This window comes from Pseudomonas sp. 910_21 (assembly GCF_052850735.1).
The window spans coordinates 550,080-574,109 of record NZ_VXCY01000004.1 but is presented as its reverse complement, the minus strand read 5'-3'; the positions used below and the strand labels follow the sequence as shown (position 1 = coordinate 574,109).

The window sequence follows — 24,030 nt, the reverse complement described above, 5'->3', positions numbered from 1 at the left end:
GCGGGGAGGGTTCAATCGGGCCAGTACCAGGCCGGTTCGTCGAGCAGGCGCTGGCCGACGATGCCGGTCTGGCCCAGCTCTTTCTCCAGCACGATGCAGTTGCACTCGGGGTCTTCCTGCAAGGCTGCGATCAGGCGCCGGGCGTGGGACACCACCCACACCTGGCACTGCTCTGAAGCCCTGATGATCAAGCGCGCCAGGGCCGGCAACAGGTCCGGGTGCAGGCTGGTCTCCGGTTCGTTGAGCACCATCAGGCTCGGCGGGCGCGGGGTCAGCAGGGCCGCTACCAGCAACAGATAGCGCAAGGTGCCGTCCGACAGTTCCGCCGCCGACAACGGCCGCAACAATCCCTCCTGATAGAACTCGATGGCAAAGCGTCCACCCTGCAGCGGGGCAATGTTCAGCCGTGCGCCGGGGAAGGCGTCGCTGATGGCTGCCTGTAATGCCTCGGGGTCGCCGATCTCGCGAATGGTCTGCAACGCCGCCGCCAGGTCGCGGCCATCGTGATGCAGCACCGGAGTGCGGGTACCCAGCTGCGGCTGGCGCACCGGGGCTTCGCTGTCGCTGCGAAAGTGATCGTAGAAACGCCAGCGACGAATGAACTCGCGCATCTGCAGCACTTCCGGCGAGCCGCGCAGGCTGCCCACCTGATCGAACAGGCTGTCGAAGTCCGGCGTGTGCTGGGCCAGCACATCCCAGCTGCGGCCCTGACGCGCGCGGATCAGCGGGCCGTCGCGGTCCACCAGCAGGCTCGCGGGACGGTAGAAGGGGCCGGACCAGATGCATTCCTTCTTGATCTGCGGGTCCAGGGAAAACACCGAGCGGCTGGGCTCCGGCAAACCCAGGGCGATGGCGTAGCTGAAGTCTTCTGCGGCAAAGCCCAGGCGCAGGCGCTTGCTGGAAGAGCGCACGCTGGCCTCGATCGGCACTTCGCCGTTGCGCATGCGCCGGGTGAGGGTTTCCGGCCCGGCCCAGAAGGTCGAATCCAGCCCGCCTTCCCGGGCCAGGGCGTTGACCACGCCGCCCTGTGCGGTCTCTGCCAGCAGGCGCAGGGCCCGGTACAGGTTGGACTTGCCGCTGCCATTGGCGCCGGTGATCAGGTTCAGTCGCCCGAGGGGAATCACCAGTTTGTTGATGGAGCGGTAATTGGCCACCGCCAGGGTCTTGAGCATGCCGGGTCTCCTGTTGCGTGGTGCGCAGTGTGCCTGATTTGTAGAGCGGGAGCTTGCTTGCGGCGGCCCTCGAAACCGAGGTTGTGCTTGCCAGGATAGAGCGCGTCGAGGGCCGTTGCGGCTGCTGCGCAGCCGAGCGGGAGCAAGCTCCCTCGCCACCGAAGCCCTCACTGATGAGACCGGCGTGCAAGGGTTGAACCCTGTTCTAAGCTCACAGTCGTAACGTCACTGGCGCGACGATCAAGCACAAGGAGCCTGCATGGCTGGTCTCAAATCGAGGTGGATAGTGGGGCTGAGTCTGCTGGCTCTGCTCGGCGGTTGCGGAGCGGAAAAGCAGACCGAGAAGGAGCGCCCGCGGGTGCGTATCCAGGAAGTGCAGAGCAGCGATTTTGCCCCGTCGGTGACCCTCACCGGTGACGTCCAGGCCCGGGTGCAGACCGAATTGTCGTTCCGTGTCGGCGGCAAGATCATCCAGCGTCTGGTGGATGTCGGCGACCGGGTTTCCGCCCAGCAGGTGTTGGCCCGGCTCGATCCCAAGGATTTGCAGACCAATGTCGACTCCGCCGCTGCCGCGGTGTTTGCCGAACAGGCACGGGTCAAGCAGGCCAGCGCAGCCTTCGTCCGCCAGCAGAAACTCTTGCCCAAGGGCTACACCAGCCAGAGCGAATACGATTCGGCCCAGGCCGCCCTGCGTAGCAGCCAGAGCGCTTTGAGCGCGGCCCAGGCGCAGTTGGCCAATGCCCGGGAGCAGTTGAGCTACACCGAGCTGGTGGCCGAGGCGCCGGGGGTGATCACCGCGCGCCAGGCCGAGGTGGGCCAGGTGGTGCAGGCCACCATGCCGATCTTCAGCCTGGCCCGGGACGGCGAGCGCGATGCGGTATTCAACGTCTATGAATCGCTGCTGATGCAGCCGCCGGGCCAGGAAACCATCCACATCAGCCTGCTGGACAACCCCAAGGTGGCGACCACCGGCAAAGTCCGCGAGGTGACCCCGGTGGTCTCGGCCCAGAGCGGTACGGTGCAGGTCAAGGTGGTGCTCGATTCACTGCCGGCGGGCATGGACCTGGGCTCGGTGGTCAGTGCCACCGCCCGGGCCCATGGCAAGGCCACGGTGGTGCTGCCTTGGTCAGCCTTGACCAAGAATCTCAGCGAGCCGGCGGTGTGGCTGGTGGGCGAGGACGGCAAGACCGTGCTGCACAGCGTCAAGGTCGGGCGTTACCTGACCGGCAAGGTGATCATCAGCGACGGCCTCAAGGGGGGCGAGAAAGTGGTGGTGGCCGGAGGGCAGTTGTTGCACCCGGGGATGTTCGTCGAGATTGCCTCGGCCACCCAGGGTCAGGGAGCACAACCATGAAGCGCCTGTTGCCGTTGTTATGGGTCAGCACCTTGCTACTGGGCTGCTCCAAGGAAGAACCGGCGCCGGAGCCGGTGCGTCCGGTGCTGTCGATCCAGGTGGCACCGCAATCCGAGGAAAGCCTGGGGCGCTTTGCCGGCAACATCCAGGCCCGTTATGAAACCAACCTGGGCTTCCGGGTGCCGGGGCGGATTGCCAACCGCAATGTCGATGTCGGCGCCGAAGTGGGTCCCGGGGACTTGCTGGCGACCCTGGACCCCACCGATCAGCAGAACCAGCTGCGGGCCGCCCAGGGCGATCTGGCCAAGGTCCAGGCGCAGTGGATCAACGCCCAGGCCAATGCCCGGCGCCAGCAGGAGCTGTTCGACCGTGGTGTCGGCGCCCAGGCGCAACTGGACATCGCCCAGACCGACCTGAAGACCACCGGCGCGTCCCTGGATCAGGCCAAGGCTTCCGTACGCCAGGCCCAGGACCAGCTCAACTACAGCCAACTGCGCAGCGATCACGGCGGCGTGGTCACCGCCTGGAACGCCGAAGCCGGGCAGGTGGTGACCGCCGGCCAGCAGGTGGTGACCCTGGCCCGGCCGGAGATCAAGGAAGCGGTGATCGACCTGCCGGCGACCCTGGTGGATCAACTGCCGGCGGACGTGGAGTTCAAGGTCGCGGCCCAGCTCGATCCAAGCATCAGCACCACGGCCACGGTGCGCGAGATCGAGCCCCAGGCCCAGAGCGCGACCCGTACCCGTCGCGCCCGCCTGACCCTCAAGGACACCCCCGAGGCCTTTCGCCTGGGCACCGCCATCAGCGTGACCCTGAGCTCCGCCATCGAGCCGCGCACCGAGTTGCCCCTGACGGCCCTGCAAGAGGTGGATGGCCAGACCCGGATCTGGGTCATCGATCTGCAGAGCCAGACTGTTGCCCCCCGGGAGATCAAGGTGCTCAGCCGCGACAGCGATTCGGCGCTGATTAGCCAGGGGGTCAAGCCCGGCGAGCGCATCGTCAGTGCCGGGGTCAACAGCCTCAAGCCGGGGCAGAAAGTCAAAATCGATGAGGACCGCGCACAATGACGCCTGACAGCAAAGGGAGCTTCAACCTGTCCGAGTGGGCGATCAAGCATCAGTCCTTCGTCTGGTACCTGATGTTCGTTGCGCTGCTGATGGGCGTGTTTTCCTACATGAACCTGGGGCGTGAGGAAGACCCGTCCTTCACCATCAAGACCATGGTGATCCAGACCCGCTGGCCCGGCGCGACCCAGGAAGAAACCCTGAAGCAGGTCACCGACCGCATCGAGAAAAAACTCGAGGAGCTGGACTCTCTCGACTACGTGAAAAGCTACACCCGCCCCGGCGAATCGACGGTGTTCGTCTACCTGCGCGACACCACCAGTGCCAAGGACATCCCCGAGATCTGGTACCAGGTGCGCAAGAAGATCAACGACATCCGCGGCGACTTTCCCCAGGGTTTGCAGGGGCCGGGTTTCAACGATGAATTCGGCGATGTGTTCGGCTCGGTCTATGCCTTCACCGCTGATGGTCTGAGCATGCGCCAGCTGCGCGACTACGTGGAACAGGTACGGGCGCAGATCCGCGAAGTGCCGAACCTGGGCAAAGTGGAGATGGTCGGCGAGCAGGACGAAGTCATCTACCTGAACTTCTCCACGCGCAAGCTGGCGGCCCTGGGCATCGACCAGCGCCAGGTCCTGCAAAGCCTGCAAGCGCAGAACGCGGTGACCCCGGCCGGGGTGATCGAGGCCGGGCCGGAGCGGATCTCGGTGCGCACTTCGGGGCAGTTCGCCTCGGAGAAGGACCTGGCCACGGTCAACCTGCGCCTCAACGACCGCTTCTATCGCCTGGCGGACATCGCCGACATCAGTCGCGGCTACGTCGACCCTTCTACACCGCTGTTCCGTTTCAACGGCCAGCCGGCCATCGGCCTGGCCATTGCCATGAAGAAGGGCGGCAACATCCAGGACTTCGGCAAGGCCCTGCATGCGCGCATGGACCAACTGACCGCCGACCTGCCGATCGGCATCGGCGTGCACAAGGTGTCCGATCAGGCCGAGGTGGTGCAGGAGGCGGTGGGCGGTTTCACCAGCGCCTTGTTCGAGGCGGTGATCATCGTGCTGGTGGTGAGCTTCATCAGCCTCGGGGTGCGCGCCGGGCTGGTGGTGGCCTGCTCGATCCCGCTGGTGCTGGCCATGGTTTTCGTGTTCATGGAGTACAGCGGCATCACCATGCAGCGGATCTCCCTGGGGGCGCTGATCATTGCCCTGGGGCTGTTGGTGGACGACGCCATGATCACCGTGGAGATGATGGTCACGCGCCTGGAGAAGGGCGAAAGCAAGGAGCAGGCGGCGACCTTCGCCTACACCTCCACCGCCTTCCCGATGCTCACCGGTACCCTGGTGACCGTGGCCGGCTTCGTGCCCATCGGCCTCAACGCCAGCTCCGCTGGTGAGTACACCTTCACCCTGTTCGCGGTGATCGCCGTGGCCATGCTGGTGTCGTGGATAGTCGCGGTGCTGTTTGCCCCGGTGATCGGCATCCACATCCTCAGCACCAACGTCAAACCCCACTCCGAGGAGCCGGGGCGCGTCGGTCGCGCCTTCAATGGCGGCTTGCTCTGGGCCATGCGCAACCGCTGGTGGGCGATTGGCATCACCGTGCTGCTGTTTTTCGCCTCGGTGTTCTGCATGCGTTTCGTGCAGAACCAGTTCTTTCCGTCTTCCGATCGGCCGGAGATCCTGGTGGACCTCAACCTGCCGCAGAACGCCTCGATCAACGAGACCCGCATGGCCGTGGACCGGCTGGAAGCGACCCTCAAGGACGACCCGGACATCGAGCGCTGGAGCACCTACATCGGCGAGGGCGCGATCCGTTTCTACCTGCCCCTGGACCAGCAACTGCAGAACCCCTACTACGCCCAACTGGTGATCGTCAGCAAGGGCCTGGAGCAGCGCACGGCGCTGACCCAGCGCTTGCAGAAGCGCCTGCGCGAAGATTTCGTCGGCATCGGCAGCTATGTGCAGGCCCTGGAAATGGGCCCGCCAGTGGGGCGGCCGATTCAGTACCGGGTCAGCGGCAAGGACATCGACCAGGTGCGCAAGCACGCCATCGACCTGGCCACTGAACTGGACAAGAACCCGCACATCGGCGAGATCATCTACGACTGGAACGAACCCGGCAAAGTGCTGCGCATCGACATCGCCCAGGACAAGGCGCGGCAACTGGGGCTGTCCTCCGAAGACGTGGCGCAACTGATGAACAGCATCGTCAGCGGCTCCACCGTGACCCAGGTGCATGACGACATCTACCTGATCAACGTGGTCGGCCGTGCCGACGACAGTGAACGCGACTCACCGGAAACCCTGCAGAACCTGCAGATCGTCACCCCCAATGGCACCTCGATTCCGCTGCTGGCCTTCGCCACGGTGCGCTACGAACTGGAGCAGCCGCTGGTGTGGCGCCGCGACCGCAAACCCACCATCACCATCAAGGCCGCAGTGCGCGACGCGATCCAGCCCACGGATCTGGTCAAGCAACTGAAGCCGGACATCGAGCAGTTTGCCGCGCAGTTGCCGGCCGGCTACTCGGTGGCCACCGGCGGCACCGTGGAGGAAAGCGGCAAGGCCCAGGGGCCGATCGCCAAAGTGGTGCCGCTGATGCTGTTCCTCATGGCGACCTTTCTGATGATCCAGCTGCACAGCGTGCAGAAGCTGTTCCTGGTGGCCAGCGTTGCGCCCCTCGGGCTGATCGGCGTGGTCCTGGCCCTGGTGCCCACGGGCACGCCCATGGGCTTTGTGGCGATCCTCGGGATTCTTGCGCTGATCGGCATCATCATCCGCAACTCGGTGATCCTGGTGACCCAGATCGACGAATACGAGCGCGAGGGTTATCACCCTTGGGACGCGGTACTGGAAGCCACCCACCATCGGCGTCGACCTATCCTGCTGACCGCCGCGGCGGCCAGCCTGGGGATGATCCCGATTGCCCGCGAAGTGTTCTGGGGGCCGATGGCCTACGCCATGATTGGCGGCATCATCGTTGCCACCTTGCTGACCTTGCTGTTCCTCCCGGCGCTGTACGTGGCCTGGTACAAGATCAAGGAGCCGAGCCAAGACACCGACCGCAACCGCCCCACCGCCCCGTAGGAGCTGGCTATTTCAGTAGGAGCTGGCTTGCCAGCGAAGAGGCCCGAGAGGCGGGCGCCTGATCCGGAAACGCCTTCGCCGGCAAGCCGGCTCCTACAGAGGATTTGTGCAGTTCCGTAGGAGCTGGCTTGCCAGCGAAGGGGCCCGCAAGGCAGGCGCTTGATTTTCAGACGTCTTCGCCGGCAAGCCGGGCGGTGTTGTGGGTAGATCAGGCCTTGCGCCAGACGCTGGCCAGCCACGGTTGCTGTTCGCGAGGCAGGCCGGCGGGGCGGTAGTAGTGCTCCAGTTCGACAAACCCGGCATCAGTCAGCAGTGCCTGCCAGGCCGCCAGGTCGTGGTAGGCGCCATAGCGCGGGCCGTTCCAGCCTTCCTGGTTTTCCCCTCGCGGATTGGAGCTGAACAGCACGCCGCCGTCCTTCAGGCTGGCATGCAGCTGCTTGAGTATCCGCGGCAGTTCCTGGCTCGGGATATGAAACAGCACCGCGTTGGCGAAGATGCCGTCGAAGTGACCCGCCGGCAGATCGAGCTTGAGAAAGTCCTGTTGCCAGACTTCGCAACCGCTGTCCTCCCGGGCCATCTGGGCAAAGCGCTCGCAACCGTCGAGGCCGATGGCCACGTGGCCCAGGCGGGTGAAGGTTTGCAGATCACGCCCCGGACCGCAGCCCAAGTCCAGCACGGTGAAGGGCGTCGGGCCCTGGATATGCCGCAGCAGCGCGTCGATGTTCTGGCTGACGTCGTGGTCGCGGGTGCCTTCACGAAAACCTTCGGCTACCTGGTTGTAGTGGCCGAGAGTGGTTGCAGTGATGGTTTCAAGATCGTCGGGGGCGAGTTTCATGGCGGGCTGCGGGGGTTGAGGGCAGGGTGGCCAATATAACGCCAATGGCGACCTTGCGGGCCCAATCGCGAGCAAGCTCGCGCCTACACAGGGCGCTGATCGACCCGTAGCAGCGAGCTTGCTCGCGAAGGCGTGCGAACGGACACCACAATCCTCAACGCTTGTTCAACACCCGCGCCAGACGGTCGCCACCCAGCTGGATCGCCGCCACCAGGATCACCAGTAGCACGATCACCGTGAGCATGATCTGGCTGTCGAAACGCTGGTAGCCGTAGCGGTAGGCAATGTCCCCGAGCCCACCCGCGCCAATCGCGCCGGCCATCGCCGAGGAATTGATCATGGTCACCAGGGTGATGGTGAAACCGCCGACGATGCCCGGCAACGCTTCGGGCAGCAGCACGTGCCAGACAATGTGCCAACGGCGGCAGCCCATGGCCTGGGCGGCTTCGATCAGGCCGTGATCGACCTCCCGCAGGCTGACTTCGGCGATGCGCGCAAAGAACGGCGTAGCGGCGATGGTCAGCGGCACTACTGCCGCCCACACGCCGTAGGTGGTGCCGACGATAAGCCGGGTAAAGGGAATCAGCGCCACCATCAGGATCAGGAACGGGATCGAGCGGAACAGGTTCACAAAGGCCCCCAGGGCCCGGTTCAGGGTCGGTGCCTCGTAGATCCCGCCCTTGCCGCTGGTGACCAGGATCACCGCCAGGGGAATCCCCGCCAGCAGGGCAATCAGCGAGGACACGCCGACCATCAGCAGGGTGTCGAGAATGCCCTGCAACAAGCGATCAAACCACATAGCCCAGTACCTCCACCTGTTGTGCCCAGTGCCCCGCGCGCTGGCGCAGTTCCTCGGCGCCCAGAGGCGAGCCCTGGACCGCCAGCAGCAGTTGCCCCAGGGCGTGGCCCTGGATCCGTTCCACCCCGCCTTGCAGCAGGCGCACGCGACCGCCCAGGGCGCCGAACAGCGCCGCCAGGTCCGGCTCTTCATGCTTGACGCCGGTGAAACGCAGGCTCAGCACCAGCGCCGCGTCGGCCGCCGTCGGCTGGCTGTGCAGGCGGTTTTGCAGCTCTTGCGGCAGGCCGTGCTGCAAGGGCGCCAGCAGGGTCTTGCTGACCTCGTGTTGCGGGTTGCCGAAGACTTCCCAGACCGGGCCCTGCTCGACAATGCGTCCATGTTCCAGCACCACCACCCGGTCGCAGATGTCGCGGATCACCGCCATCTCGTGGGTGATGAGGATGATGGTCAGGCCCAGGCGCTGATTGATCTCCTTGAGCAGGCCGAGGATCGACTGGGTGGTTTCCGGGTCCAGGGCCGACGTGGCTTCGTCGCACAGCAGGATGTCGGGATCGTGGACCAGGGCCCGGGCGATCCCCACGCGTTGTTTCTGGCCGCCGGACAGCTGCGCCGGGTAGGCCTTGTGCTTGTCCTTGAGACCCACCAGTTCCAGCAGCTCGCGGACCTTGCGCTCGCGCTCGGCCCTGGGCACGCCGGCCACCTTCAGCGGCAGCTCGACGTTGTGCCATACGGTCTTGGCCGACATCAGGTTGAAGTGCTGGAAGATCATGCCGATGCGCCGGCGCAGGGCGACCAGGCGGTCTTCGTCGAAGTCGCCGATGTCCACCTGATCAATCAGCACCCGGCCGCTGCTGGGTTGTTCCAGGCGGTTGATGGTGCGGATCAGCGACGACTTGCCGGCGCCGCTGCGGCCGATGATGCCGAACACTTCGCCGCGCTGGATCGCCAGGTCGATGCCGTGCAGGGCCTGCACCGGCCCCTGCTGGCCCTGGTAGGTCTTGCCCAGGCCGATAAAACGCACCTGGGCCCGGTTCAGGTCAGGGTGCAGCTCGGTCTGCCCGGAGCGTTGGGGCGCAGCTTCTGGCAGCTTGCGCTGGAGCGTCGCGACACTCATTTCAACCTTCCCAGCCGGCTTGGTAGAGCTTGCCGTGGGCCTTGTCCAGGGCGGCGCGAACGGCTGGCGAGTGCTGGTAGATATCGACGAACTTGATCAGCCGCGGGTCGTTCTTGCTCTTGGGCTGGATCACGAACTGAATCACGTATTCCTTGTGGTCCAGGCCGTCGAACAGCAGCGCCGAGCCGGCATCGAAGGTCTTGGCCAGGCGGATGTAGGCCGGGTAGCCCTGGACCAGATCGGCGTCGTCATAGGCACGCACCAGTTGCACGGCTTCGACCTGGAGGATCTTGATTTTCTTCGGGTTGCTGACGATGTCTTCTTCGGTGGCCTTGTAGCCCACGCCCGGCTTGAGGGTGATCAGACCGGCCTTGGCCAGCAGTTGCAGGCCGCGCCCGCTGTTGATCGGGTCGTTGGCGATGGCCACGCTGGCGCCTTGTGGCAGTTCGGCGAAGCTTTTGTATTTTTTCGAGTACAGGCCGACGTTGTTGATGATGCCCGGGGCGAAGGGCTCCAGATTGAAACCGGCGGCGGCCTTGGCGTTTTCCAGGAAGGGAATGTGCTGGAAGTAGTTCACGTCGATATCGCCGGCGGCCAGGCTGACGTTGGGCGCGATCCAGTCGGTGAACTCCACCAGCTCCACCTTCAGGCCCTGCTTGCCGGCCTCTTCCACGGCGGCCTCCAGGGGAATGGCGAAGGCGGCGGTGGTGCCGACCTTGAGCGGCGCGTCAGCGGCGAAGACGGCGCTGCTTAACAGGCCGAGGGCGAGGGCCAGGGCTTTGACCGGGTGGCGCAGGCGTTTGGTTTTCATGTGGGTCAGGATCCAAGTCGGGGCGAGGGAATGTGCAGGTTTTGCTGGCCTCTTCGCTGGCAAGCCAGCGCCTACAGGTGAGGTGTGTAGGAGCCGGCTTGCCGGCGCAGCGGTTAGCGGCGGTAGGCCGCGCCGGTGTGTCGTTCAGGCAGTTTGCGGCCTTCGTGGAACAGTTTTTCCCGCAGGGTGCCGTCGTCGTAGGCGGTCTTGTAGGAGCCGCGGCGCTGCAGTTCGGGGATCACCAGGTCGATGAAGTCGACGTAGCTTTCCGGGGTGACGATGCGGGTCAGGTTGAAGCCGTCCAGGCCGGTCTCGGCGATCCAGGACTCCAGGTCGTCGGCCACCTGCTGCGGCGAGCCGACCACGGTGAAGTAGCGGCCGCCCAGTGCGTGCTGGTCCAGCAGCTTGCGCCGGGTCCAGTCGTTGTTCTGCAGGTTCTTGGTGGCCGACTGGATGGCATTGCTCTTCACGTACTGGATGGGTTCGTCGATCTCGTACTGGGAAAAATCGATCCCGGTGGACGCGGAAAAATGCGCCACTCCGGCTTCGGCGCTGGCGTGGCTGCGGTACTCGGCGTGCTTCTTCCAGGCCAGTTCCTCGGTCTCGCCGACGATCACGTTGAGGCCCATGAACACCTTGATGTCCTCGGGGTTGCGTCCGGCGGCCACGGCGCTGGCGCGGACCTTGTCCACCTGGGCCTTGGTCGCCGCCTTGTTCTGTCCGCTGATGAACACGCACTCGGCGTGGCGCCCGGCGAACAGCAGGCCGCGATCCGAGCTGCCGGCCTGGAACAGCACCGGGGTGCGTTGCGGCGACGGTTCGCACAGGTGGTAACCACTGACCTGGTAGAACTCGCCCTGGTGCTCGACCTTGTGCACTTTTTCCGGCTGGGCATAGATGCGTTGCTCGCGGTCATTGAGTACCGCGTCGTCTTCCCAGCTGCCTTCCCAGAGTTTGTACAGCACCTCCAGGTACTCGTCGGCCTGGTCGTAGCGGCGGTCGTGCTCGATCTGCTCCTTGAGCCCCATGGCCTGGGCGGCGCTGTCCAGGTAGCCGGTGACGATGTTCCAGCCGACTCGGCCACGGCTCAGGTGGTCGAGGGTGGAAAGGCGCCGGGCGAACAGGTAGGGCGCCTCGTAGGTGAGGTTGGCGGTGAGGCCGAAGCCCAGGTTCTTGGTGACAGCGGCCATGGCCGAAACCAGCAGCAGCGGGTCGTTCACCGGCAGTTGGATCGACTCCTTGAGGGGCACGTCCACCGAGTTCTGGTAGACGTCGTAGACCCCGACGATGTCAGCGATGAACAGCCCGTCGAACAGCCCGCGCTCCAGCAGTTGGGCCAGTTCGGTCCAGTATTCGAGGGTCTTGTACTGGGTCGAATTGTCCCGCGGGTGGGTCCACAGGCCGTGGTTGATGTGCCCGATGCAGTTCATGTTGAAGGCGTTGAGCAGGATCTTTTTCTTCACCGTTTCAGGAGCGGCCATCAAATGGTCCCCCGCAGCGGCGGGTTCTGCTGATTCAGGTAGTAGTTGCCCACCGCGTGGTACTTCCAGCGCACCGGGTCGTGCAGGGTGTGCACCCTGGCGTTGCGCCAGTGGCGGTCCAGGCCATGTTCGGCCAGGGTTGCCTGGCTGCCTGCCAGTTCGAACAGGGTGCTGCCGGCGGCCAGGGAGATTTCCGTGCTCAGGGCGCGGACCTCAGCCACGGCGATGGACGCGGCGGCCACGGTGTCGGCGTTGGTCTCGGCCTGGGCCTTGTCGAGGAATTCCCCGGCGCGCTCCAGCAGGGCCTCGGTGGCGTGCAGGCGGATGCTCAGGTGGCCGAAGCTCTTGATGGTCAGCGGGTCTTCAGTGGCCTTGTCGTGGCCGGAGTCGATCCATGGCCGGGTCTTGGTGCGCACGAAGCGCAGGGCGTCCTCGTAGGCGGCGCGGGCGATGCCGGTGTCGATGGCGGCGTGGAGAATCTGCGCCAAGGGGCCGACCGGGGTCGGGCGTTCGAAGGCGCTCTGGAACGGCACCACGTCGGCCTCGTCCACCCACACGTTTTCGAACTGCACCGAGCCGCTGCCGGTGGTGCGCTGGCCGAAGCCGCTCCAGTCGTCGATCACGTTCAGGCCCTGGGCGTCGGCGGGGACGAAGGCCAGTTGCTGCACGCCGTGCTCATCCACCACCGAGGTGGGAATGCGCTGGGCATAGATGGCGCCGGTGGCGTAGAACTTGCGCCCGTCGATGCGGTAGCCCTGGTCGCTGCTGTCGCGGCTCAGGCGGGTGGTGCGGTCGTGGGCGGTCTTGGTGCCGAGCTCGGCCAGGGCATTGCCGAAACGGCGGCCGGCCAGGACTTCGGCGTACAGCCGCTGTTTCTGCTGAGGGCTGCCGTTCACCCGTAGCACTTCCAGGGCGTAGAAATGGTTTTGCGGAATCTGCCCCAGGGAGGCGTCGGCCTCGGCGATCAGGGCAATGACCTTGGCCAGGGTGACGTTGGACACACCGGCGCCGCCGTATTCCTTAGGCACGCTGATGCCCCACAGGCCAGAGCGGGTGAAGGCTTCCAGCTCGGGGTGCGGCAGGCGCCGTTCGCGGTCGCGCAGGGCGCTGTCGCGTTTGAAATCTTCCGCCAGGTCGCTGGCGACAATCAGGGCTTGTTCATCGCTGGTGATGACCGCGACGTGTTGAGAAAGAGACATGTGTTTCTCCAGAGATCTGGTCAAAAGCGTTCTGGGCGGTTAAATCCAGGAATGCCGAGCCGGCAGCGTGCCGTTCAGGTGGTAGGCGCCGACAGCGTGGTACTTCCAGCGCACCGGGTCGTGCAGGGTGTGCACCCGGGCGTTGCGCCAGTGACGGTCGAGGTTGAATTCGGCGAGGGTGGCGCGGCTGCCGGCCAGCTCGAAGAGCTTTTCGCTGGCCAGCAGCGAGATCTCGGTGGTCAGCACCTTGGCTTCGGCCACGGCGATGGATGCGCGGGCGGCGGACTCGGCGGTAATCGGCGCCGCGCTGACCTGATCCAGCACCTGCCCGGCCTTGCGCAGCAGGGCTTCGGCGGCGTGCAGTTCGATCTGCAGCTTGCCGATGTCGGCGATCACATACAGGTCATCGCTGGCCCGCTCGACGTTGGCGTCGATCCACGGGCGGGCACGTTCACGGACAAAGGCGATGGCATCGGCCACGGCTTCCCGGGCAATGCCGGCGTCGATGGCGGCCTGGATCAGTTGGGAAACCGCACCCTGGATATTGGGCGACTCGTTGATCCGCCAGTTGTCCAGCACCAACTCGGACTCGACCCGCACATCGTTGAGCAGGATGGTGCCGCTGGCGGTGGTGCGCTGACCGAAGCCGGACCAGTCGTCGACGATGCGCAAGCCTGGGGTGCCACGGCGGACGAAGGCCAGCACCTGGCGGCCTTCCTCGTTGAGTGCCTTGACCGCTACCCAGTGGGCGAACAGGGCGCCGGTGGAGTAGAACTTCTGGCCATTGATCACATGGCCGTCGGCGTCGGCGGTGATCCGCGCCTTGAGTTCCAGGGTGTTCTTGGTGCCGCGTTCCGGCCCGGCATTGCCGATGCGCCAGCCTTCCAGGACGCTCTGCAGCAGCTGTTTTTTCTGCCGCTCGGTGCCGCAGCCGAGAATCAGGTTGAGAATGCCGAACTGGTTCTGCGGGATCTGTCCCAGGGCCGGGTCGGCCGCGGAAACGATGGCGAAGACCTCAGCCAGGGTGACGAAGGAAACCTGTGGCCCGCCGTAGGCGCGGGGGATGGAAATACTGCCCAGGCCGCTGCGGGTGAACTGTTCGATCTGCGCCCAGGGCAGCTTGCGCTGACGGTCACGTTGGGCGGCTTGCTGGCGGGCAACGTCCGCCAGTTCATGGGCGGCCTGAAGGGCTTCGGCGTCGTTGCGCAAAACCCGTGCGGGCAACAAAAGGGGAGCAATATCCAGGTCACTCTGGACCTGAGCTTCGACCAGACTGGACATCAGCGCCACTCCTTGGCTGCACGCAATGCCCTGGCGATCTGCACTGGGGTGATTGTGTTCCGGACCATACCTACCTCACATCTCATGGATATGCCGCGTTCGTGCGGCGAAATCAGAATCAAGAATGTCCGGTGGTCCGGTGCATATACCCTATGCGCGTATAAAAATTAAATAAACTAACTTTTAGGAATATGAATAGAAGGGGTTTACGTATACGGCAGGATGGCCGGTTGCGGCCCAGTGGCTGCGGGCTGGCGCGGTGTGCGGCAGAGGTCGGCGAGCATTTTTCGTCGGCAGAAAAGAACACGGACAGGGGGATAGAAACACGCGAAGTGAGGCGCTCAGCGGTGAACTTTAAGGCTGCGCCGCAGGCGTTACTGGTACTGATCCAGCTCGTGGGTGAGCGATTGCAGCAGTGACTCGGGGGGCAGCAACAGGCCTTGTCCGTGCACATCCGCAAACACCAGGCAGAGCGTGGCGTCGCGCTGCATGCCGGGCAGCCAGTGAGAGAGGAAATGGCTCAGCTCAATGGGCTTGGGTTCAAAGCCGTGCCATGGGCCATGGGCACACAAGGCGGCGAAGTCCGCCTCCGGCCAGAACGCGATGGCGCTGGCCTGGGCAGAGCCGGCGGTGGCCCAGCCGTCAGCGAACAGCCCCCAGATGACCTGGAAATCCGCCACCTTGCGAATCAGGTAGTCGCACCGGGCCTGGGGCGAGAGCCGGAGCAGGTTGTGGATTTTCTGTGGCGCCAGCATCAGGCCTCCATGGCCTGGAGTGGGAGCGGGCAGCCGGCGATGGGGGATTGAAGCTTCATGTGCCGGGTTGGAGAAACTTGCTCAGAAACTGTCGCGTGCGCTCTTGCTGAGGGTTGGCGAACAGCGCCTTGGCTTCGCCCTGTTCGACGATCACGCCCTTGTCGAAGAAGATCACTCGGTTGGCCACGTCCCGGGCGAAGCTCATCTCGTGGGTGACGATGACCATGGTGCGTTTCTCTTCGGCCAGGCTGCGGATGGTGGCCAGTACTTCGCCCACCAGCTCCGGATCGAGGGCCGAGGTGGGCTCGTCGAACAGAATCACCCGGGGTTCCATGGCCAGGGCCCGGGCAATCGCCACACGCTGTTGCTGGCCGCCGGACAGGCGCCTGGGGTAGCTGTCTTCCTTGCCCGCCAGGCCGACCTTGGCCAATAGCTTGCGGCCCAGGGTCAGGGCCTGGTCCCGTGGGGTTTTCTTTACCACCAGCGGGCCTTCGATGACGTTCTCCAGGGCGGTGCGGTGGGGGAACAGGTTGAAGTTCTGGAACACGAAACCCACTTGCTGGCGCAACTGGCGTATCCGGCCTTGTTGCTGGTTGAGGGGGATCTGGCTGTCGATGGCAATGTCGCCGATCCTGATGCGTCCGCTGGTCGGTTCTTCAAGAAAATTGAGGCAGCGCAGGAAGGTGGTCTTGCCCGAGCCGCTGGGGCCGATGATGGCAACCACTTCGCCTTCCTTGACCTCCAGGTCGATGCCGTTGAGTACGGTCTGGCCCTTGAACTGCTTGGTCAGTTTTTCCACCACGATCATGGCTTCAAGACTCCTGGTCGTGCCGATTGACCCGCTCTTCCAGCCGGTTCTGCAGGTGCGCGAGCACGCTGGCGAGAATCCAGTAGATCAGAGCGGCGGCAAGATACATGGTGAAAATTTCGAAGGTGCGGGCGGTGATCAGCTGCGCCTGGCGGAACAGTTCCGGCACCTGGATGGTGGCGGCCAGGGCCGTATCCTTGACCAGGGAAATGAAACTGTTGCCCAGCGGCGGCAAGGCGGTGCGCATGGCTTGCGGGAGGATAGCCCGGCGTAGCGTCTGGGCCCGGGTCATGCCTATGCTGGCGGCCGCTTCCCATTGGCCGCGTTCGATGGAGCCGATGGCGGCCCTGAGGATTTCACAGGCGTAGGCCGCCATGTTCAGGGAAAAACCGATCAGCGCTGCGGGCAACGGGTCCAGTTCCAGCCCCAGTTGCGGCAGGCCGTAATAGATCACGAAGAGTTGCACCAACAGCGGCGTGCCGCGAAAGAACGACACGTAGACTCGGGCAATCCAGCTCAGCAGCTTGAAGCGCGACAGCCGCATCAAGGCCAGGCCAAAGCCCAGCAGCAGTCCGAAGAACATGCCGCCGAGGCTGAGGATGACCGTGTAATACGCGCCCTTCAGGAGAAATGGCGCCGAATCCAGCGCCAGTTGCAGACCTGCTTCCATTATTGGGTGACGTCAGCGTTGAAGTATTTCTCCGAGAGCTTTTTCAGCGTGCCGTCGGCCCGCAGCTCTTCGATCGCCTTGTTCACCGCTGCCAGCAGCTCGGGTTCACCTTTGCGCAGGGCCACACCGGCTTCCTGGCGGGAGAAGGGTTCGCCGGAAACCACCAGGGTGTCCTTGGTTTTCTTGATCAACTCGAAGGCGGCCAGACGGTCCACCAGGATGGCGTCGATACGGCCTACGCGCAGGTCCTGGTACTTGGTCGGATCATCGTCGTAGGTCTTGATGATGGCGGTGGGGACGTTGTCCTTGAGCCATTGTTCGTAGTTGGTGCCCAGGCCCACGCCGACCTTGTGGCCACCCAGGTCGGCGGCAGTCTTGAACTTGCCTTCATCCTTTTTCTGGGTCAGGGCCTGGATCCCGGAGACGGTGTAGGGGGTGGAGAAATCGTACTTTTTCTTGCGCTCTTCAGAGATGGTCACCTGATTGACGACCGCGTCCAGGCGCTTGGACTCCAGGGCGGCGAGGATGCCGTCCCATTTGGTCGGTTGCAGCTTGACCTTGACCCCGAGCTTGTTCGCCAGGGCTTCGGAGAACTCCACTTCGAAGCCGGCCAGCTTGCCGTTTTCGTCGACGAAGCTGAACGGTGGATACGTGCCTTCCAGGCCAACGTTGATCACTCCCGCATCCTTGATTTTCTGCAGTTGCTCGCCGGCAACCGCTTGTCCCATCAATCCGGCACCGAGGGCCAGGCCCAGTGTGCCGATCAGCAGATTTCGACGCAGTACGGAAAAATTCATGACAAGCCCCTGTGATTTCTTATGCACGATGCGGGTGGGAGATGCAGGCCAATCGGTGAGCCGAAAGTAACGCTTTATCCTGCCTTAAATGCAGCTTATGCGTCTCGCGGCAAATGAGCCTGCGGCGCGACTATAAAGTGATGTATATAGGTTTAAAAATAATATAAATTCACTTTGTTATTCCATTTGGTTTTATATCGCATGAACGACTCACCCCTCGTAGGAGCTGGCTTGCCAGCGAAGGCGTCTTCGAGGGCGACGCCAGGTTTGCGGGCCTGTTCGCCGGCAAGCCGGCTCCTACAAAAAACCTTCACGGCGCACATCCCGTAGGAGCTGGCTTGCCAGCGAAGGCGTCTTCGAGGGCGACGCCAGGTTTGCGGGCCTGTTCGCCGGCAAGCCGGCTCCTACAAAAAGCCTTCACGGCGCACATCCCGTAGGAACTGGCTTGCCAGCGAAGGCGTCCTCGGGGCGGCGCAAAGGATCAGGCGAAGGCGCCGGCATAGGCGAACAGCGCCGGGGCTCCACCGGTGTGCAGGAAGATGATCGGACCTTCGTTGAAACGCTGGCGACCGACGCCGTCCAGCAAGCCGGCCATGGCCTTGCCGGTGTATACCGGGTCCAGCAGCAGGCCTTCCTGGCTGGCCAGCAGCTTGACCGCCGCCAGGGTCCCGGCATTGGGTTCGCCGTAACGGGGAGCGAAGTACTCGTCCCACAACTGCACGTTGAAAGCCTCGGGCAGCTTCACTCCCAGCAGTTCGGCGGTGCGTTCGGCCAGGCCCTGGACCTTGGGCCGTTGGTCCTCGTCGCTGCGGGACACGGTCACGCCGATCACCGGCAGTTGCGGCAGTACTTCGCTCAAGGCCAGGGCCAGGCCGCTGTGGGTGCCGGCGCTGCCGGAGGCCAGCACCACCGCGGCAAACTCCAGGCCGCTGTCTTCGATCTGCTGTGCCAGTTCCAGGCCGGCACGCACGTAACCCAGGGCGCCCAGGGCATTGGAGCCGCCGATGGGCACAACGTAGGGTTTCTTGCCGTTGCTGCGCAGGCGCGCGGCCAGAGCGTGCAACTGTTCATCAGCCTGGTCGAGGTTTTCCACCAATTCGACCTTGGCGTCGAACAGGTCCAGCAGCAGGCGGTTGCCGTTGCCCAGGTAGTTGGGGTCTTCGGTGCCGATGGGATTTTCCAGCAGGGCCACGCAGCCCAGCCCCAGCTTGGCGGCCAGGGCTGCGGTCTGGCGTACGTGGTTGGACTGCAGGGCGCCGGCGGTAATCAGGGTATCGGCACCCTGGGCCAGGGCGTCGGCGGCCAGGTATTCGAGCTTGCGCAACTTGTTGCCGCCCATGGCCAGGGGGGTGGTGTCGTCGCGTTTGACGTAGATGTCGCGTCCGATCCAGGCTGACAGGCGTTCGAGTTTTTCCAGGGCGGTGGTAGAACCGAGCAGGTCGAGACGGTTAAAGCGGGCAAGCTGTTGTTTGATCATGAGTCCGCACGGAACAGGGAAGGTGCAAGGACTATAGGCAGCGATATTTGCCCGGGCAACCGCCAATCGCTTATGCGAAAAAGTGCTTGAAGCCACACAATTAGTTCTTAAGCGCGGCCCTGGCGGGGCGTAAAGTGATCGCCGTTTGCGCGGCCAGATTGTCCGGCTGCCCGAGTAAGGAGTCTTATCGTGAGCGAGCGTTCCAGCCATTGGCAATTGCAGACCATCGTGGGGCAATTGCGTGATGCCCGTGATCAGTGGCGTACCCGCAACGGTCGGGTCAGTGGCGAGCAGGGCGGGCGCGAATTGCCGTCGCGAGCGGCCATGGCGGAGATCCTGGAAGCCCTGTGCGGTGCTCTGTTCCCCATGCGCCTGGGGCCGGTGGACTTGCGCGAAGAGAGTGAAGACTTTTACGTCGGCCACACCCTGGACGCGGCGCTCAATGCCTTGCTGGCTCAGGCGCGCCTGGAGCTGCGTTATGTGGCGCGGCAGAACGGCGAGGCGGACGCCGAGGTCAACGCCAGGGCGATCCGCCTGATCCAGGATTTCGCCCTGGCCCTGCCGGGCCTGCGGGTGTTGCTGGACACCGACGTGCTGGCGGCCTACCACGGTGACCCGGCGGCCCGCAGTGTGGATGAAGTGCTGCTGTGCTACCCGGGCATCCTGGCGGTGATTCACCACCGCCTGGCGCACCATCTGTATCGCGCCGGCCTGCCGTTGCTGGCGCGGATCAGCTCGGAAATCGCTCACTCGGCCACCGGCATCGACATTCACCCCGGGGCGCAGATCGGCCGCAGCTTCTTCATCGACCATGGCACGGGCGTGGTGATCGGCGAGACCGCGATCATCGGCGAGCGGGTGCGTATCTACCAGGCGGTGACCCTGGGCGCCAAGCGCTTCCCGGCGGACGAAGATGGCCAGTTGCAGAAGGGCCACCCGCGCCACCCGATCGTCGAGGACGATGTGGTGATCTATGCCGGCGCGACCATCCTGGGGCGCATCACCATCGGCAAGGGCTCGACCATTGGCGGCAACGTCTGGCTGACCCGCAGCGTGCCGGCCGGTTGCAACCTGACCCAAGCCAACCTGCAGCACGACGACGGCTCGCAGAAGTAGGCGCTGGCTTGTGTAGGAGCTGGCTTGCCAGCGAAGGCGTCCCTGAGAGCGATGCAGGACTTGCCGGCCTCTTCGCCGGCAAGCCGGCTCCTACGGGAGTGAGGCCGTTTCCGAGCAGGGGCTTTTTCGGGCGGAACGATTGCGTGCGACATACGTCATACCCTTCCTTGAGCTAGCGTACTGACAGTACCGCTGAGCCCTGCGATTAGTCCTCGAGCGCCTATCCATGTTTAACTTGAACGCTCGTTCAAGTTAAACCGGTGGTTCGCTGCCCGCTCACAACAGGAGGCTTGCCTTTGCTGAGTCCGTACATTTCAGCCATGTTTCATCCCTTCGAGGTGCACCCTTCATGAGTGCGCCATCCACCTCCGCGAATACTCTGATTCGCATGAACCCTCCGGTGTTCTACTTCGCCGCGAGCTTTATCCTGATCTTCGGCGTGGTGGTGATTTCCATGCCGGAACAGGCCGGCGCCTGGCTCCTGGCGGCGCAAAACTGGGCGGCCAACACGGTCGGCTGGTACTACATGCTGGCGATGACCCTGTACCTGGTCTTCGTGGTGGTCACCGCCTTGTCCGGCTACGGCAAGATCAAGCTCGGTGCCGACCACGACGAACCCGAGTTCAGTTACCTGTCCTGGGCCGGCATGCTGTTCGCCGCCGGGATCAGCATCACCCTGTTCTTCTTCTGCGTCTCCGAGCCCCTGACCCATATGCTGCAACCGCCCCAGGGCGAGGCCGGCACTGCCGAGGCGGCACGTCAGGGCATGCAGTTGCTGTTTCTGCACTGGGGGCTGCATGGCTGGGGGGTGTTCGCGTTCGTTGGCATGGCCCTGGCCTATTTCGCCTACCGGCATAACCTGCCGCTGGCTCTGCGTTCGGCGCTGTATCCGCTGATCGGCAAGCGCATCAACGGTCCTATCGGCTACGCGGTGGACGGCTTCGGCATCATCGCCACGGTGTTCGGCCTGGGCGCCGACATGGGCTTTGGCGTGCTGCACCTGAACTCCGGTCTCGACTACCTGTTTGGCATTGCCCACACCCAGTGGATTCAGGTCGGCCTGATCACCTTGATGATGGGGGCGGCGATCATTGTTGCGGTGTCGGGTGTCGACAAGGGCGTGCGGGTGATGTCCGACATCAACATGCTGCTAGCGGTGGCGCTGCTGCTGTTCGTGCTGTTCGCCGGCCCTACCCAGCACCTGCTCAACACCCTGATCCAGAATCTTGGGGACTACCTGGGCGCTCTGCCGACCAAGAGTTTCGACGTCTATGCCTATAACAAGCCCAGCGACTGGCTGGGCGGCTGGACGGTGTTCTACTGGGCCTGGTGGATTGCATGGTCGCCGTTCGTGGGCCTGTTCATCGCGCGGATTTCCCGTGGCCGGACCATTCGTGAGTTCGTCTTCGGCGTGCTGTTGATTCCCCTGGGCTTCACCCTGGCGTGGATGTCGATCTTCGGTAACAGCGCCATCGACCAGGTGCTCAACCACGGCATGAGTGCCCTGGGCATGTCGGCCATCGACAACCCGTCGATGACCCTCTACCTGCTGCTGGAAACCTATCCCTGGAGCAAGACCGTGATCGCGGTCACGGTGTTCATCAGCTTCGTGTTCTTCGTCACCTCGGCGGACTCCGGCACCGTGGTGCTCTCGACCCTGTCGGCCAAAGGCGGCAACGCTGATGAGGATGGGCCGAAATGGCTGCGGGTGTTCTGGGGCGCGATGACCGCCCTGGTCACCAGTGCGCTGTTGTTCGCCGGCAGCATCGACTCGCTGAAGTCGGCGGTGGTGCTGACCTCGCTGCCGTTCTCGCTGATTCTGCTGTTGATGATGTGGGGGTTGCACAAGGCGTTCTACCTGGAGTCCCAGCGGCGTATCGCCCAACTGCATTCCCTGGCACCGGTAGCGCCTTCGCGACGGGGTAAGGGCGGTTGGCGCCAGCGCTTGAGCCAGGCGGTGCATTTCCCGTCCCGTGACGAGGTGTATCGCTTCCTCGATCAGACGGTGCGCCCGGCCATCGAAGAGGTAACCGCGGTGTTCGTCGAGAAAGGCCTGAACGTGGTGACCCAGCCGGACCCGGCCAATGACAATGTCAGCCTGGAAATCGGCCATGGCGACCAGCATCCGTTCATCTATCAGGTGCAGATGCGCGGGTACTTCACCCCGTCCTTCGCCCGTGGCGGCATGGGCCCCAAAGAGCTGCGCAACCGCCGTTACTACCGGGCCGAGGTGCACCTGGCCGAGGGCAGTCAGGACTACGATCTGATGGGCTACACCAAGGAGCAGATCATCAACGACATCCTCGACCAGTACGAACGCCACATGCAGTTCCTGCATCTGGTGCGCTGAGCCAGGCGCTCAGGCCCTGGTGAACAGCAGGTAGAGCACCAGGGCCAGTACCGGCACCGCAAACACCAGGCTGCCGACCATCAGCTCCGATCTCAGGGGCTGATGGGCGGTGACCATCCCCACTGCGCCGTTGATCACCGTCAACGCCAGCCACAATCCGATAAATCCATAGCTCAATGTCTGTCGGGCAAAGCCCAGTCGTTCGCCGATAAACAGCAGCAGCGCCAGCAGAATCAGGCCGAAGGTGATGATGATGGTGGTGTGCATGGAAAGCGTCTCCTGCAGGAGCGGTCGGACGATGTCGCGTCAGCCGGCACGGAGTGTTTGCCGGCCTGTTCATGGAGCATAGGTGGCAAATCAGAGCATCTGATGCAACGAGACGGGTCTCTTGGTCGGCAAGCCGTCTCCTGTGCTCACGAGCAGGCATTGGGCTATCTGCGTATTGATTAACCAAGTGTGTACAGTGTGTATCTCGGCGTGCTTGGTTGGATAAGGTGCGTGATGGTTCGGTATCCACAGGGCAGGGTTATGCGCTGTCGGGAGATGGTCGGCAAGATTGAGGCGGACGGCGAGCCCTTGCCTCAGGTGCACGAGATCGATGATCACCTGGATAACCCCGACTACGTCGGGGGCGTATGGGGCGTGGTGGAGTTCGACGTGACGCCGTATTTCGGCAAGTCGGTGCGCTTCAATGCCACCCTGCCGGAACACCTGCTGGAGCGCATCGACCAGACGGTCAAGCGTGACCAGCGCTACCGCTCGCGCTCCGGGTTCCTGGCTGCCGCGGCGCTGCGCGAACTGTCGGCCTGAGGCTAGGTGCTTTCACGCTCGATCACCTGGCATTGCAGCAGGTTCAGGCGCTGCACTTCGGTGTGGGTTGGCAGTACCCCGAGACTCTCCAGGACCCGGGTTGCGGCCAGTACGCCGATCTCCAGTGCCGGTGGTTTGATGGTGCTCAGGCTCGGCAGCAGCATCTCGGCAAAGGGGTAGTCGCCAAAGCCCAGCACCGCGCATTCTTCGGGAATCCTCAGCCCGGCTCGTTGCCCCGCCAGCAGTCCGCCAGCGGCCAGATTGTCGTTGGCGAAGATGATCGCGTCGGGGCGCTCTGAGCCGTCCATCAGGGTTTCCATGGCCTGTTTTCCGGCCTCGAAGGGGGCACGGTCGGCATCCGGGGCGAACACCCGGGACGGCAACTTAAGCTCGGCCAGCGTCGCCAGGTAGCCGTCGCGCCGTTCAAGGGCGCTGAAATCGCCAGGCGCGCTGTTCTGCACGAAGGCGATACGCCGATAGCCCTTGGCGTGCAGGTGGCGAACCGCGCTGACCCCCACCTGAAAGTGGGAAAAACCTATCTGCATGGGCTGGCGCTGTGGCTGGTAATCCCAGGTTTCGATCAGCGGGATCTCGGTTTCGGCGAGCATTTTTTCCGTGCCCGGGCTGTGGAAGTGGCTGGTCAGCACCAGAGCCGCCGGGGACCAGCCGAGAAAGGCCCGTACCGCGCTTTCTTCCTGTTTCGCGTCGAAGTAGCTGGACGCCAGCAGCAACTGATAGCCATGGCGGCTGAGGGTGTCGCTGAAGCCCTGGATGGTCTGGGCGAAGATCGGTCCGGAAATGTTCGGAATGACCATGGCGACGATCCTGCCCCGGGCCGACGCCAGCCCGCCGGCCACCAGATTGGGCACATAGCCGAGTTCGGCCACCACGGCGGCGATGCGTTCCCGGCGTTCGGGGGAGACGCTGTCCGGCTGGTTGAAGTAGCGCGATACGGTGATCGCCGAAACCCCGGCTTGGCGGGCCACGGTGTTCAGGGTCACGCGGCCGGCGCCGCGGCGCTTGCGCACAGGCGTTGGGTCAGTGGTCATGA

20 protein-coding genes and 1 pseudogene are annotated in these 24,030 nt (G+C 64.1%); 6 read left to right on the top strand and 15 right to left on the bottom strand.

Features of this window, described 5'->3' with window-relative positions; genetic code table 11:
- Positions 1–11: 11 nt before the first annotated feature.
- Positions 12–1,172, bottom strand: coding sequence for an AAA family ATPase (locus FW796_RS16280; protein WP_346634088.1), 1,161 nt, complete (start codon positions 1,170–1,172; stop codon positions 12–14).
- A gap of 259 nt (positions 1,173–1,431) precedes the next feature.
- On the opposite strand from FW796_RS16280, the gene FW796_RS16275 reads away from it, so the two are divergent.
- Genes FW796_RS16275 through FW796_RS16265 form a run of 3 tightly spaced genes read left to right on the top strand, consistent with a single transcriptional unit; the run spans position 1,432 to position 6,676 of the window.
- Positions 1,432–2,526 carry an efflux RND transporter periplasmic adaptor subunit gene (locus tag FW796_RS16275; protein WP_446439576.1) on the top strand — a complete coding sequence of 365 codons (1,095 nt, stop codon included), beginning with the start codon at positions 1,432–1,434 and terminating at the stop codon, positions 2,524–2,526.
- On the top strand, positions 2,523–3,593 hold the full coding sequence (locus FW796_RS16270; protein ID WP_346634090.1) for an efflux RND transporter periplasmic adaptor subunit: 1,071 nt from the start codon (positions 2,523–2,525) through the stop codon (positions 3,591–3,593). Before FW796_RS16275 ends, FW796_RS16270 begins: the two co-directional genes overlap by 4 nt.
- On the top strand, positions 3,590–6,676 hold the full coding sequence (locus FW796_RS16265) for an efflux RND transporter permease subunit (RefSeq protein ID WP_404938035.1): 3,087 nt from the start codon (positions 3,590–3,592) through the stop codon (positions 6,674–6,676). The genes FW796_RS16270 and FW796_RS16265 overlap by 4 nt, the downstream gene beginning before the upstream one ends.
- Positions 6,677–6,884: 208 nt before the next feature.
- Here FW796_RS16265 and FW796_RS16260 read toward each other — a convergent pair whose 3' ends face one another.
- The 12 genes from FW796_RS16260 to FW796_RS16205 form a co-directional block, all read right to left on the bottom strand.
- Positions 6,885–7,511: a class I SAM-dependent methyltransferase gene (locus tag FW796_RS16260; protein WP_446439575.1), complete on the bottom strand. Its 627-nt coding sequence runs from the start codon at positions 7,509–7,511 to the stop codon at positions 6,885–6,887.
- 154 nt (positions 7,512–7,665) lie between these two features.
- Positions 7,666–8,310: a methionine ABC transporter permease gene (locus FW796_RS16255; RefSeq protein ID WP_404938036.1), complete on the bottom strand. Its 645-nt coding sequence runs from the start codon at positions 8,308–8,310 to the stop codon at positions 7,666–7,668.
- Entirely contained in the window at positions 8,300–9,424 is a 1,125-nt protein-coding gene (locus FW796_RS16250) for a methionine ABC transporter ATP-binding protein (protein ID WP_346634094.1), read from the bottom strand. The genes FW796_RS16255 and FW796_RS16250 overlap by 11 nt, the downstream gene beginning before the upstream one ends.
- 1 nt (position 9,425) lies before the next feature.
- Positions 9,426–10,235, bottom strand: coding sequence for a MetQ/NlpA family ABC transporter substrate-binding protein (locus FW796_RS16245; RefSeq protein ID WP_446439574.1), 810 nt, complete (start codon positions 10,233–10,235; stop codon positions 9,426–9,428).
- 113 nt (positions 10,236–10,348) lie between these two features.
- On the bottom strand, positions 10,349–11,716 hold the full coding sequence (locus FW796_RS16240; RefSeq protein WP_346634096.1) for an LLM class flavin-dependent oxidoreductase: 1,368 nt from the start codon (positions 11,714–11,716) through the stop codon (positions 10,349–10,351).
- On the bottom strand, positions 11,716–12,915 hold the full coding sequence (locus FW796_RS16235) for an SfnB family sulfur acquisition oxidoreductase (RefSeq protein ID WP_346634097.1): 1,200 nt from the start codon (positions 12,913–12,915) through the stop codon (positions 11,716–11,718). Before FW796_RS16235 ends, FW796_RS16240 begins: the two co-directional genes overlap by 1 nt.
- A 39-nt stretch (positions 12,916–12,954) precedes the next feature.
- Positions 12,955–14,196: an SfnB family sulfur acquisition oxidoreductase gene (locus FW796_RS16230; RefSeq protein ID WP_446439573.1), complete on the bottom strand. Its 1,242-nt coding sequence runs from the start codon at positions 14,194–14,196 to the stop codon at positions 12,955–12,957.
- 374 nt (positions 14,197–14,570) lie between these two features.
- Positions 14,571–14,951 carry a DUF2750 domain-containing protein gene (locus FW796_RS16225; protein WP_346634099.1) on the bottom strand — a complete coding sequence of 127 codons (381 nt, stop codon included), beginning with the start codon at positions 14,949–14,951 and terminating at the stop codon, positions 14,571–14,573.
- Positions 14,952–15,006: 55 nt separating this feature from the next.
- Positions 15,007–15,759 (bottom strand): L-cystine ABC transporter ATP-binding protein TcyN, encoded by a 753-nt coding sequence (gene tcyN / locus FW796_RS16220; RefSeq protein ID WP_346634100.1) that lies wholly within the window; start codon positions 15,757–15,759, stop codon positions 15,007–15,009.
- Positions 15,760–15,763: 4 nt separating this feature from the next.
- Entirely contained in the window at positions 15,764–16,429 is a 666-nt protein-coding gene (gene tcyL, locus FW796_RS16215; RefSeq protein ID WP_123724242.1) for a cystine ABC transporter permease, read from the bottom strand.
- The gene (gene tcyJ / locus FW796_RS16210) at positions 16,429–17,226 is read right to left on the bottom strand and encodes a cystine ABC transporter substrate-binding protein (RefSeq protein WP_346634101.1); all 798 of its coding nucleotides are present in this window, start codon (positions 17,224–17,226) and stop codon (positions 16,429–16,431) included. The genes tcyL and tcyJ overlap by 1 nt, the downstream gene beginning before the upstream one ends.
- Positions 17,227–17,707: 481 nt before the next feature.
- Positions 17,708–18,703 carry a D-cysteine desulfhydrase gene (locus FW796_RS16205; protein WP_346634102.1) on the bottom strand — a complete coding sequence of 332 codons (996 nt, stop codon included), beginning with the start codon at positions 18,701–18,703 and terminating at the stop codon, positions 17,708–17,710.
- 189 nt (positions 18,704–18,892) lie between these two features.
- Between FW796_RS16205 and epsC the strand changes: the two genes are divergently transcribed.
- Both epsC and betT read left to right on the top strand, forming a co-directional pair.
- Positions 18,893–19,819, top strand: coding sequence for a serine O-acetyltransferase EpsC (epsC, locus tag FW796_RS16200; protein ID WP_041115170.1), 927 nt, complete (start codon positions 18,893–18,895; stop codon positions 19,817–19,819).
- A gap of 388 nt (positions 19,820–20,207) precedes the next feature.
- Positions 20,208–22,169, top strand: a complete 1,962-nt coding sequence (gene betT / locus FW796_RS16195) for a choline transporter BetT (protein WP_185073422.1) — start codon at positions 20,208–20,210, stop codon at positions 22,167–22,169.
- A gap of 9 nt (positions 22,170–22,178) precedes the next feature.
- On the opposite strand, the gene FW796_RS16190 is transcribed toward betT, so the two are convergent.
- Positions 22,179–22,436: a hypothetical protein gene (locus FW796_RS16190; RefSeq protein WP_346634103.1), complete on the bottom strand. Its 258-nt coding sequence runs from the start codon at positions 22,434–22,436 to the stop codon at positions 22,179–22,181.
- A gap of 294 nt (positions 22,437–22,730) precedes the next feature.
- Between FW796_RS16190 and FW796_RS16185 the strand changes: the two are divergent.
- Positions 22,731–22,979: pseudogene (locus FW796_RS16185) on the top strand (type II toxin-antitoxin system HicB family antitoxin); the annotation flags it as partial.
- A gap of 2 nt (positions 22,980–22,981) precedes the next feature.
- Here the strand turns inward: FW796_RS16185 and FW796_RS16180 are convergent.
- A complete protein-coding gene (locus FW796_RS16180) occupies positions 22,982–24,028 on the bottom strand; it encodes a LacI family DNA-binding transcriptional regulator (protein WP_446439572.1) in 1,047 nt (348 codons plus the stop codon).
- Positions 24,029–24,030 lie beyond the last annotated feature (2 nt).